At 60.2% G+C, this 12,087-nt stretch carries 6 protein-coding genes; all 6 read right to left on the bottom strand.

Annotation, left to right across the window (positions count from 1 at the left end):
* Positions 1 to 205: 205 nt before the first annotated feature.
* A complete protein-coding gene (locus AB5Y68_RS12305; protein ID WP_039040792.1) occupies positions 206 to 742 on the bottom strand; it encodes a cell division protein ZapC in 537 nt (178 codons plus the stop codon).
* An 85-nt stretch (positions 743 to 827) separates the two neighbouring features.
* Positions 828 to 1,838 (bottom strand): quinone-dependent dihydroorotate dehydrogenase, encoded by a 1,011-nt coding sequence (gene pyrD / locus AB5Y68_RS12300; RefSeq protein ID WP_039040791.1) that lies wholly within the window; start codon positions 1,836 to 1,838, stop codon positions 828 to 830.
* 47 nt (positions 1,839 to 1,885) lie between these two features.
* Positions 1,886 to 6,748, bottom strand: coding sequence for an NAD-glutamate dehydrogenase (locus tag AB5Y68_RS12295; protein ID WP_039040790.1), 4,863 nt, complete (start codon positions 6,746 to 6,748; stop codon positions 1,886 to 1,888).
* A gap of 274 nt (positions 6,749 to 7,022) precedes the next feature.
* Complete coding sequence (locus AB5Y68_RS12290) at positions 7,023 to 7,244, bottom strand: DUF2835 family protein (protein WP_010674767.1); 222 nt, start codon at positions 7,242 to 7,244, stop codon at positions 7,023 to 7,025.
* A 67-nt stretch (positions 7,245 to 7,311) separates the two neighbouring features.
* Positions 7,312 to 9,936: an aminopeptidase N gene (gene pepN, locus AB5Y68_RS12285; protein WP_039040789.1), complete on the bottom strand. Its 2,625-nt coding sequence runs from the start codon at positions 9,934 to 9,936 to the stop codon at positions 7,312 to 7,314.
* A 129-nt stretch (positions 9,937 to 10,065) separates the two neighbouring features.
* The gene (gene prc, locus AB5Y68_RS12280; RefSeq protein ID WP_039040788.1) at positions 10,066 to 12,081 is read right to left on the bottom strand and encodes a carboxy terminal-processing peptidase; all 2,016 of its coding nucleotides are present in this window, start codon (positions 12,079 to 12,081) and stop codon (positions 10,066 to 10,068) included.
* Positions 12,082 to 12,087 lie beyond the last annotated feature (6 nt).

Raw genomic sequence — 12,087 nt, 5'->3', positions numbered from 1 at the left:
ATCCCGCTCCTGGCTGGCAGTTGTCTACCATCACATTCGTAAAGAATTCGAAAATCTTGCCCGGGCCAGGCAGAAAACGGTCGTGACGACCAGACGAAGGAGAAAATACAAATAATGGAACAAGAGAGAGACTGAGCGCTTAAATATCAGACCAATATAGCAGGCCTATAACGGACTTATTCGTCGCCATATAACGGCCCCGTCGTCAGCCCACTTCCCGATATTGTGTCGGTGCCCGGACTCTGGCTTGCATCCGGTTATTCATCACCTTGATCACGGCAAAGCGCGGCAGCGTCTTGCTGTTGGTCAGCACCAGTTCGTCGGTCAGGTTCAGGCAAACGCTCGCCTGATCGCCGGCTTCGATGACCATGAATTCCCCCCGACCATGGGGCGTATCCATCCACACCAGGGATCCCATATCCGGAAAAACATGAGCCTGCTGTTCATGAAAGAACCAGCTTTGCGGCATCAGGGGTTTATAAAAACGGCTGACGGCGATGGCATTGAGGACCAGCTGGACCTGGTGGGGCGTACTCCAGTCGAGTTCAGCGGCCTTGTCCATCAACTGGTAATAAAGGGCGGCATCATCCACGCAAAAAGGCTGGGTGGTGAAAGAACAGGGAACAAGTTGCCGACCTTTATATTCAGTGGCAAATATCATGCGATCGGACAAATCCAGCATCAGGCGATCATCCTGAGCGTCATAATGCCACTGCCAATTGTCATTGGGTTGAATACACATGGTGGTGCCCTTATCTAAGCCGTCCCTCGACTTTATTCCATGTCGAGAATTTGAGCAACGTTAAATAAGGGCAACCGGTTATTTTTTAAATATGGGTAACGATCTCTTTGACCAGACTCGGCCCTTTATAAATAAAGCCGCTGTAAATCTGGACAAGACTGGCACCCGCTGCCAGTTTTTCCCGAGCCGCCATGGCGCTGTCGATACCACCCACACCGATAATGGGCAGGGCGCCGTCGAGGGCCTTGGCCAGGTGGCGGATCACCTCGGTGCTCTTGTGCTGGAGCGGACGACCGCTAAGCCCGCCGGCCTCTGCGGCATGGGGCATGTCATATATCATCTCCCGCTCCAGAGTGGTATTGGTGGCGATGACACCGTCAATACGGTTCTTGATCAAAGAGGCGGCTACCTGATCTATTTCATCGAGTGACAGATCCGGGGCAATTTTCACGGCCAGCGGCACATACTTTTTATATTTCTCGGCCAGCTCCTGTTGGCGCTGTTTCAATGCGGCCAGCAGTTCATCCAGTGCATCGCCATATTGCAATTGACGCAGACCCGGGGTGTTTGGTGAGGAAATATTGACCGCAATATAACCGGCATGGTCATACACCTTGTCCATGCAGAGAAGGTAATCATCCTTGCCTTGCTCGATGGGGGTGTCCTTGTTCTTGCCGATATTGATGCCGATCACCCCCTGATATTTGGCCTCTTTCACCTTGGCCACCAGGTGATCGACTCCCTTGTTGTTGAATCCCATGCGATTGATGATCCCTTCGGCCGGGATCACCCGGAAGAGACGAGGCTTGTCATTGCCGCTCTGGGGTCTGGGGGTCACGGTACCGACCTCGATGAAACCGAACCCCATGGCGCCGAAGGCATCGATGCACTCCCCGTCTTTATCCAGACCGGCGGCCAACCCCACCGGATTGGCAAAATTAAGCCCCATGACGGTGACGGGGCGTTTGGGCAGAGAGTGGCGGAAGAAACAATCAAGCGGGGTACCGAGAAGGCGGGGCAAATATTTGATGGAGAGATCGTGAGCCTGCTCCGGATTGAGTTTGAACAGGAAATGCCTGGCGAGTGGGTACAGCATGCTTGCTCCTTAAAAAAAGCCCCGGCAACTGGCCGGGGCTTTTGGGGTTATGCCGAGGTTCGGCAATTCAACTGGAGCAGGTTCAACTCTCGCAAGGCCACCGAGAACTTGGCGAACTCGTGCGTGCTCGTGGTCTTGAAGTCGGCCAACATGTGGGTCCAACGGGACAAGAGTTGCTCATGCTCCGAAATCCAGTCGGCCAGTATGGTAGCGCATTCCCCCTGCTCTTTGCACCCTTCCAGTACCACGGAGGTGAGGCTGCGTTGCTGCCAGTCCAGATCTTCGCGGAAGGAGGCCCGCGCCATCGCCTGCCAGTGGTTGCCCACCGGCTGATGGTTGATCTGCTCGAGGAACCAGTGCAGATCCAGCTTGGCGCCCAGGCGATAGTAGACGTTGGCAACCCGCAGGATGTCGGTCTTGTGCTCCGCGGCAATCTGCGCCAGATCCAGGCAGGAGAAGAGGCTGCTCATGTGGGCCACGCGACGGGCGATGGCCTCCGGCACCTGTTTCTCCATCAGGGCGGCGACCGCCTGGCGGTGTTCGGCCACTTCGCTCTCGTCCATTACCTCATAAAGGTGCTGACTCAGGGTCTCGAAGGCCGGACGGAAGAAGGCGATGTTCTCGCCGATGCTCCAGCTGCGGTTGCGGGCGCGCAGGAACCAACGGGTGGCGCGGCGCACGATGCGGCGGCTGTAGAACATCAGCTCGAGCTGGGTCTGGGCATCCACCCCGTTGTCACACCCTTCGATGTCACGCCACAGGGCGCCGAGGCCGAACACTTCCCGGGCCATGGCGAAGCAGCAGGCCACTTCCGCCACCGAGGCACCGGTCTCGTCCTTCATCCGGCTGGCGAAGTTGAGCCCCATGTCGTTGACCAGCATGTTGGCCACCCGGGTCGCGATGATCTCGCCTCGCAGTGGATGCTGGGCCAGGGCCGCGCCAAATTGCTGCTGCAACTGGGTCGGGAAGCTGGTGACCAGCATGTTGGCGAGGAAGGGCTCCTCGGTCACTTCCGGGCAATTGAGCTGCTCTTTGAGCACCATCTTGCCATAAGCCACCAGCACCGCCAGCTCGGGTCGGGTCAGCCCCTGCCCTGCCGCCATCCGCTCGGAGAGCTCCTCGTCTGAGGGGAGGAACTCGAGCGCCCGGTCCAGCTTGCCTTCCCGCTCCAGCCCCTGGATGAAGCGTTGCTGCTCTTTCAGCTGCTCGGCACCACGGAAGGCGGTCACCGAGATGGATTGTGACTGGCGGTAGGCGTTGGTGATGACCACCTGGGCCACCGCATCCGTCATCTCGTAGAGCATCTGGTTGCGCTGCTTGAGGGTCAGATCCCCGGCGGCCACCAGCTGGTTGAGCAGGATCTTGATGTTGACCTCGTTGTCGGAGCAATCCACCCCGCCCACGTTGTCGGTGAAGTCGGTGTTGATGCGACCACCCTGACTGGCATACTCCACCCGGCCAAGCTGGGTGAAGCCCAGGTTGCCACCCTCGCCCACGATGCGGGCACGCAGGTCACGCCCGTTGACCCGCAGCACGTCGTTGCTGCGATCCCCGACGTCGGCGTCGCTCTCGCGGGCGCTCTTCACATAGGTGCCGATGCCGCCGTTCCAGAGCAGGTCGACGTTCAGGCAGAGCAGCGCCTTGATCAGCTCGTTCGGGGCCATGCCGCTCTTGTCGGTGCCAAGCAGGGTCTGCATTTCCGGGCTCAGCTTGATGGACTTGGCAGAGCGCAGGAAGATGCCGCCCCCCTTGGAGATGAGCTCACGGTTGTAGTCATCCCAGCTGGAGCCGGGCAGCTCGAACAGGCGCTTGCGCTCGACGAAGCTCCTGGCCGCATCCGGGGTCGGGTCGACGAAGATGTGCATGTGGTTGAAGGCGCCCACCAGCTGGATGTGCTCGGAGAGCAGCATGCCGTTGCCGAACACGTCGCCGGCCATGTCACCTATCCCCACGCAGGTGAAGTCGGTGGTCTGGCAGTTGATGCCAATCTCACGGAAGTGGCGCTTGACCGATTCCCAGGCGCCGCGGGCGGTGATGCCCATCTTCTTGTGGTCATAGCCGACCGAGCCGCCGGAGGCGAACGCATCGCCGAGCCAGTGGCCGTATTCGAGGCTGATTTCGTTGGCGATGTCGGAGAAGGTGGCAGTGCCCTTGTCGGCCGCCACGACCAGGTAGTAGTCATCCTCGTCGTGACGCACCACGGATTTTGGCGGGATCACCTCGCCCTGGATGATGTTGTCGGTCACGTCGAGCAGGCCGCGGATGAACAGACGGTAGCAGGCCTTGCCCTCCTCCTGGATGACGGCACGGGGGGCGCCAACCGGCATCTGCTTGCAATAGAAGCCGCCCTTGGCGCCCACCGGCACAATGACGGTGTTCTTCACCTGCTGGGCTTTCACCAGACCCAGCACCTCGGTGCGGAAGTCCTCCTTGCGATCGGACCAGCGCAGGCCGCCACGGGCCACCTTGCCCCAGCGCAGGTGTACCCCTTCCACTCGCGGGGAGTAGACGAAGATCTCGAACTTCGGCAGCGGCAGCGGCATATCGGTGATGCTGGAGGGGGCCAGCTTGAAGGAGATGTAGGGCTTGATGTTGCCCGCCTTGTCCAGCTGGTAGTAGTTGGTGCGCAGGGTGGCGTCGATCATCTCCACATAGCGGCGAATGATGCGATCGTCATCCAGGTTGGCGACCTGATCCAGCTTGGCGGCGAGCTGCTCGTGCAGCTTGGCTGATGCCTTGGCATCTTGCGATGGCACCTTGGCATCCTGCTTGATGGCCGGATCCAGGCGCTGTTCGAACAGAGTGAACAGCAGTTGGGCGATGTCCGGATAACGGGTCAGGGTCTCCTCGATATAGGACTGGCTGAAGGAGACGCCGGTCTGGCGCATGTATTTGGCATAGGCCCGCAGCACGGATACCTGACGACCGGTGAGGCCGGCCCCCAGCACCAGACGGTTGAAGCCGTCATCTTCCAGGGTCTTGTTCCAGATGGCGGCGAAAGCCTGCTGGAAGCGCTGCTGGCTCTGCTCCAGATCGAACGGTTGCTCACCGCGCAGCAGCATGGAGAAATCGAGGATCCAGAACACCTCGCCGGTGGGGGTCCGTACCTGATACGGAGTCTCGCCGATGACGCGCAGCCCCATGTTTTCCAGCATGGGCAGGACGTCGGAGAGGTGGATGGGTTCGCTTCGGTGGAACAGCTTGAGGCGTACCCGGCGATCGTTCTCCTCCTCCTGGGCGCGGTAGAACAGCATGCCAAGCGGCTCGGCCTCGCTCAATCCATCCAGGGCCATGATGTCCGCGACGGCAGAGCCCGGCAGCACATCTTCCTTGTAGGCGCGGGGGAAGGCGGTGCTGAAACGGCGGCGCAGCTCGTTGCCGCGGGCCTCGCCATAGTGGGAAAGCAGCACGGAATCCAGGCGGTCATCCCAGCTGCGGGCCGCTTCAATCAGGTTGTTCTGTACTTCGTTCACATCCACATCCACGTTGTTGTTGTTGACCCGCACTATGTAGTGGGTCCGTGCCAGCACGCCCTCGGTGAAGTAGACGTTGAACTCCACATCGATGCTGCTGCCAAAATATTTCTGCAAAATCTGCTGGGTCTTGACTCGCAGCGCCGTGTTGTAGCGCTCCTTGGTGACATAGACCATGCAGGAGAAGAAGCGGCCGTAGACATCGCGGCGCACGAACAGGCGCAGCATGTCCCGCTCCTGCATCTCCAGCACCCCGAGACCGGTGGCCAGCAGCTCCTCTTCACGGGCCTGGATCAGCTCGTCGCGCGGGTAGGTTTCCAGCACGTTCAGCAGCGCCTTGTAGGCATGGGAGCCCGATTCAAAGCCGGAGGCGGCCATGATGCGCTCGAGGCGGTGGCTGATGAGGGGGATCTGGGTCGCACTGGTGTTGTAGATGGAGGAGGCATACAGGCCGATGAAGCGATCCTCTCCCACCACCTTGCCGTGCTCGTCGAAGCGCTTGATGCCGATGTAATCCACATAGGCCGGACGATGCACCCGGGACTTGCTGTTGGACTTGGTGAGGATCAGCAAGTCGGAACTGAGGGCAGCGTGACGGGCGCTGGCGGGCATGGTGCCGAGGCGCTGGCCTTCGTCCTTGATGGAGTTCTTCATCAGCCCCAGGCTGGACTCGGGCTGCGGCAGGATCTCGTGATCCCCCTCCACCGCCTTGACGTCGTAGCGACGATAACCCATCAGGGTGAAGTTGTGGGCGGCCACCCATTTGAGGAAGGCGACGCAGGAGTCCACCTCAGCCTGGCTGACCGGGTTCTTGCGTTTGGGCAGCTCCTCGATGATCTCGTTCAGGCGCGCCAGCATTGGCTGCCAGTCTCCCACCGCCAGGGCCACTTCCCGCGCCACCGAGTTGAGCTCGGCAGTCAGGGCGTCCATCTCCTCTTCACCGGTCAGGTGATCGATTTCGATGAGGAAGGCGGTTTCCACCGAGGTCTGCTCTGCGGTGTTGTCCAGATCCAGGATGGCGCCAATCTTGCCGCCTTCGCCGCGGATCAGGTGCAGCGGCTGGTGCAGCATCATGTGGGCGGTGATATTGAGACGCTTGAGCGCCATGCGGATGGAGTCCACCAGGAAGGGGGAATCCTGCAGGATGATCTCGACGATGGTATGGGGAGACTGCCATCCGTGGCGGGTCAGCTCGGGGTTGTAGACCCGGATATAGGGCTCGATGCCGGTGCGGTGGTTGAGGGCATTCCACAGACTGAGGGCGGCGCCATAGAGATCGCTGTCATTGCGGTCATGCAGATCAGTGCTGGCCATGTTGCCGTAGAACTTGGCAACGAAACATTCGACCAGGGAGGCACTGTTTTTCGGCAATTTCTGGTGGATCAGACTGAGAACGTTTTCGAGCAGAACGGAGGTAGGGGCGTCTTTCAATGCCATTGCTAGTTTCCTTATCGGACGACATCACAGACACGGCGACATCCACCCAGGATGCGCGCCGGTACAGAGTTGCAGCGAAGTGTAATGGCTTGGATCAAGGAAGGCGAGCAAAGGTGATAACGGGATGTTAAAAACAAGGGGCAGATCACGGCTTGGGTTGTGATAAATTTTGCCAAGTTGGCAAAATTCAGAAAATCGCACTGGATGCCGCGCCATTTACCGGATAGATAGTGACTTAAAGCAGATATTTACCCGGATTGATGTTCAAGTTTTGTTAATTTATGCGTTCCAGGGAAATGAAGCGATGATCATCCTGGGTTTTCAGTCGAAAGTAGCCGTGAACGCCGCTCTCCGACACAAAACGCCGGATTTTCTCCAACCCCAGCTCCAGGGTCAGACCCTGCTCGGTACGTACCACCAGGCGGTTCACCTGCCCCTGGTACATCAGCATGATCTCGTCGCGGCCAAGGGAGAGCCGAAAAGTGTATTGCCTCATGTCACCTCCTGGTCATCCATGAAAAACGGGCAGGAGAGCCAGACTCTCCTGCCCGCCGTCGTGACGCTTACTGTGCCAGCGCCTTGCTCACCTTCTCGAACAGATCCCGCGCCAGCCCGTCCAGGTTGGCCAGGCGGGTCAGCTCGGCGCGAACCAGCGCCTTGCGCCCCTCATCGAGCCGCTTGAACTGGATAAGCGGGGTGATGAGGCGGGACGCCACCTGGGGATTGACCTCGTTGAGCTCGATCAAGAGATCGGTCAGGAAGCGATAGCCGCTGCCATCGGCGGCGTGGAACTGCACCTGGTTGCTCATGGCGAAGCTGCCGATGAGCGCCCGCAGCCGGTTCGGGTTGCGGATGCTGAAGGTCGGGTGCGCCATCGCCTGCTTCACGTCATGGAGCACATCCTTGGCCGGCTTGGCCCCCACCAGCCGCAGCCAGTTGTCCAGTACCAGGCCATCATGGGCCCACTTGCCTTCGAAGTCGGCCAAGAGCGCAGCGCGGCACGGCAGCAGATGGCTGTTGGCCACCTGGAGCGCCGCCAGGGTGTCGGTCATGTTGTCGGCAGCCCCGTACTGCTCGCGCACCAGGGTATCGGCCTTCGCGGCATCCAGCGCCGCCAGATAACCCAGCACCACACCCTTGAGGGCCCGCTTGGCCATGTCGGCATGGACCACCTGATAAGCCGGCAGACGCAGGCTCTCGTAGCACGCCAGCAGGCGGTCGCCAAAGGCGTGGGCCAGAGCAGTCTGAATGCCGTTGCGCACCTGGTGGATGGCGTCGATGTCGGCCACCTCGAACAGCTCGGCCAGGGTCGCCTCCCCCGGCAGGGCCAGGATCTCTGCCTTGAGGGCGGGATCCAGTGCAGCCTCGTCCAGAATGGCGACAAAGGCCGCCAGCAGGGTGTGGGAGAGTTCAATCCCCTGCCCGTGCTGGACCCGGGCAACCCCGTCGATCACCGCCTTGTTGATCAGCATCTGGGCGGCGTCCCAGCGGGCAAACTCGTTGCGGGCATGACGCATCAGGAAGGCCAGGGCCTCGTCGCTGTAGTCATAGTGCAGCTTGACCGGGGCGGAGAAGTCTCGCAACAGAGAGGGTACCGGTCTGACCGGCACTCGATCGAATTCGAACGTCTGCTGTGCTTCCAGCACGTCCAGCACATTGCCAATGGCCTTGCCCTGGTATTGCAGCGGGATGACGGCACCCTGCTCATCGTAGATCTCGATGTCGAGGGGGATATGCAGCGGCAGCTTCTGTGGCTGATCCTGGGTCGGCGGGGTGTGCTGGCTCACGTGCAGACGATAGACACCGCTTTCGGCATCGTATTCGTCGGTCACGGTGAGCTCGGGGGTGCCGGACTGGCTGTACCAGCGGCGGAAGCGAGCGAGATCCACCCCGGAGGCATCCTCCATCGCCTGCACGAAGTCGTCGCAGGTGGCGGCAGAGCCGTCGTGACGCTCGAAGTAGAGTCGCATGCCCGCCTGGAAGGCGTCCTCCCCCAGCAGGGTGTGCATCATGCGGATCACTTCAGAGCCCTTCTCGTAGACGGTCAGGGTGTAGAAGTTGTTCATCTCGATCACCACATCCGGGCGGATGGGGTGGGCCATGGGGCCGGCATCTTCGGCAAACTGCGGACCGCGCACGGTGCGCACGTTGTTGATGCGGTTGACGCCGCGCGACCCCAGATCGGAGGAGAACTCCTGATCCCGAAACACCGTCAGCCCCTCTTTGAGGCTGAGTTGGAACCAGTCGCGGCAGGTGACACGGTTGCCGGTCCAGTTGTGGAAGTATTCGTGGCCGATCACCCGCTCGATGCCGTGGTAGTCCGCATCGGTGGCAGTGGCCGGGTTGGCCAGCACGAACTTGGAGTTGAAGATGTTGAGCCCCTTGTTCTCCATGGCCCCCATGTTGAAGAAGTCCACCGCCACGATCATGTAGATGTCGAGGTCATACTCGAGGCCGAAGCGCTGCTCGTCCCAGCGCATGGAGTTGATGAGGCTCTCCATGGCGAAACCGGCGCGGTCCAGGTTGCCCTTGTCGACGAAGATCTCGAGGGCCACCTTGCGGCCGCTCTTGGTGACGTAATGGCTGCGTTCCACATCGAAGTCCCCGGCCACCAGGGCAAACAGGTAACTCGGCTTGGGGAAGGGATCCTGCCACTGCACGAAGTGGCGACCGTCGTCCAGATCGCCGCTCGCGACCTTGTTGCCATTGGAGAGCAGATAGGGGTACTTGGCCTTGTCGGCGGTGATGCGGGTACTGTAACGGGCCAGGATGTCCGGCCTGTCCATGTAATAGGTGATACGACGAAAGCCCTCGGCCTCGCACTGGGTGCAATAGGCATCGCCGGATTTGTAGAGCCCCTCCAGCGCCGTGTTGGCGGCGGGATCGATGTCGGTGACCACGGTCAGCACGCACTCGGCCGGCAAGTTGAACAGGGTCAGGCTGCTCTCTCCCTGCTCGTATTGCTGATAGGGCACGCCATCCACGCTGACGCTGACAAGGTCAAGCCCCTCGCCGTCCAGCACCAGGGGTTCGTTGTGATCGCCGCTGCGACGCAAACGGGAGATGGCGGTGACCCGGGTCAGGGGCTCTTGCAGCTGAAAATCGAGATCCAGGCTGTCACACCAATAGAGGGGAGCCTGGTAATCCTGGCGATATTTGGCCGTCATGGCCTGAGGTTGTTCAGTCATTATTGTGTGCTTCCACGCTTTGTTATTGACGTGTCAGAGGCTGTCACAAGGCTCGGACAGGGTCAAATAGTTTGCATTCAGGCAAAAGAAAGGGCGACCCGAGTCGCCCTTGTCATTTCGTTGCCAGCATCAGCTCTTCTTGCTGAGGGTGGCCAGATCCGCCGTGATGTTGGCCGCTTCCACCTGGTATTCGTCAGGTGCCTCGAAATCGGTCGGCAGTTCATCCAGGCTCTTCACCGTCGGCTTGCCAAGACGGGTCAGCCGCTCGTTGGCTCGCGCCAGCGCCTTCTCGTCCTGTTTGGCCTGTTCAGCCAGCCGCTCGGCTTCGTTCAGGGAGACCGACTTCTTGTCCTTGTCCGCCTGATACTCCTTGATGTCCTGCAGCACATAGGCAAATTCCGGATCCTTGGTGATCCGTGCCTCGTGGGCCGCTTTCAGCTTGGGCAGCAGGCTGGAGAAGTCCCCCAGTCGCTCGTAGCTGGCCGAGGCAATCTTGTCCCAGGGCAAGGCGTTGAACTCGCGGCTCTCCCCCGTCTCCCCCGGCGCGACCGCAGTCGGGAAGGCGATATCGGGTGCAACCCCCTTGTTCTGGGTGCTGCCGCCATCGATACGGTAGAACTTGGCGATGGTGTACTGCACGTGACCCAGCGGCTGATCGTAGAAGTCATAGACCTTGGCGAGGCTGCGATGCTGCTGCACCGTCCCCTTGCCGAACGAGTTTTCGCCGAGGATCAGCGCACGACCATAGTCCTGCATGGCGGCAGCGAAGATCTCGGAGGCCGAGGCGCTGTAGCGGTCGATCATCACCGACATGGGGCCACCGTAGTAGACATTGCCGTCGTCGTCGCCATTGACGGTGATGCGACCCATGTGATCACGGATCTGCACCACGGGGCCGCTGGCAAAGAAGAGACCGCTCAGGGCGGAAGCTTCCGTCAGGGCACCGCCACCGTTGCCGCGCAGATCGACGATGAGGCCGTCGATCTTCTGCTTGTTGAGGCTGGAGATCTCCTTGATCACGTCGTCGTGCAGGTTGACGTAGAAGCTCGGGATCTCGAGCACGCCGATCTTCTTGCCCTCGGCGGTGATCACCTTGGACTTGGCGGCTCTGTCTTCCAGACGCACCTTGTCACGCACCAGCTCCACCAGCTCGGTCTTGGCGGTTGCACCCTTGCCGCGCTGGATCTCCAGCTTCACCTTGCTGCCCTTGGGCCCCTTGATGAGCTCGACCACGTCGTCAAGACGCCAGCCAATGACATCCACAATCTTGCCGTCGTCCTGCCCCACCCCGGTGATCTTGTCATCGGGTTTCAGGTGATTGGACTTGGCCGCCGGGCCGCCTGGCACCAGGGAGCGGATGACGGTAAAGTCATCTTCCGCCTGCAGCACGGCCCCAATCCCCTCCAGCGAGAGGTTCATCTCGGTGTTGAACCGATCGGCGCTGCGCGGAGACAGATAGCTGGTGTGCGGTTCGATGGCGCGGGCGAAGGAGTTCATGAAGAGCTGGAACACGTCCTCGCTCTCGGTCTGGGACATCCGCTTGATGGCGTTGTTGTAACGCTTGCCAAGCAGCTCCTTGATCTCGGGCCACTCCTTGCCGCTGAGCTTGAGGCTCAGGGCATCGAACTTGACCCGCTGACGCCACAGCTCGTTGAGCTCGGCTTCATCCTTGGGCCAGGGAGCCCCTTCCCGATCGAAGACGTAATTGTCTTTCTGGGTAAAATCGAAGGGAGTGTCGAGCAGTTTGAGGGCGTATTCGAACCGCTCGTACCGCCGCTGCTGACTCAGGTTGAACATCTCGTAGGCCGGAGCCAGTCGCCCTCGCTCGAGGTCGGTGTCAAAACCGGTACGATATTTCTCAAAACGGCTGATGTCAGAGGCCAGAAACAGGTTGCGGCTGTAGTCCAGATTCTCCAGATACTTGTCAAAGATCACGGAGGAAAAGGCGTCGTCCAGCTTGAACTGTTTGTAGTGGGAGCGGGTAAACAGATTGGCAATTCGCTTGCTGGCCGTAGCATGTTGGCTCTCTTGAGCCAACACAGGCAAATCACTTTCCTTGAGCACCGGCTCGATGGCCTGTGCGAGCCCGGCAAGCGCCAGGCTACAGGCAACGAGTGAAAAACGAATCACGCCATGCTTCAACATTCGTCT

Source organism: Aeromonas sp. R6-1, assembly GCF_040908165.1.
Classification (GTDB): domain Bacteria; phylum Pseudomonadota; class Gammaproteobacteria; order Enterobacterales; family Aeromonadaceae; genus Aeromonas; species Aeromonas caviae.
This window is presented reverse-complemented; position numbering and strand designations above follow the sequence as displayed.

Coding starts and splice junctions, on each gene's coding strand:
- AB5Y68_RS12305 (WP_039040792.1), bottom strand. CDS start 742: ATGTGTATTCAACCCAATGACAATTGGCAGTGGCATTATGACGCTCAG.
- pyrD (WP_039040791.1), bottom strand. CDS start 1,838: ATGCTGTACCCACTCGCCAGGCATTTCCTGTTCAAACTCAATCCGGAG.
- AB5Y68_RS12295 (WP_039040790.1), bottom strand. CDS start 6,748: ATGGCATTGAAAGACGCCCCTACCTCCGTTCTGCTCGAAAACGTTCTC.
- AB5Y68_RS12290 (WP_010674767.1), bottom strand. CDS start 7,244: ATGAGGCAATACACTTTTCGGCTCTCCCTTGGCCGCGACGAGATCATG.
- pepN (WP_039040789.1), bottom strand. CDS start 9,936: ATGACTGAACAACCTCAGGCCATGACGGCCAAATATCGCCAGGATTAC.
- prc (WP_039040788.1), bottom strand. CDS start 12,081: ATGTTGAAGCATGGCGTGATTCGTTTTTCACTCGTTGCCTGTAGCCTG.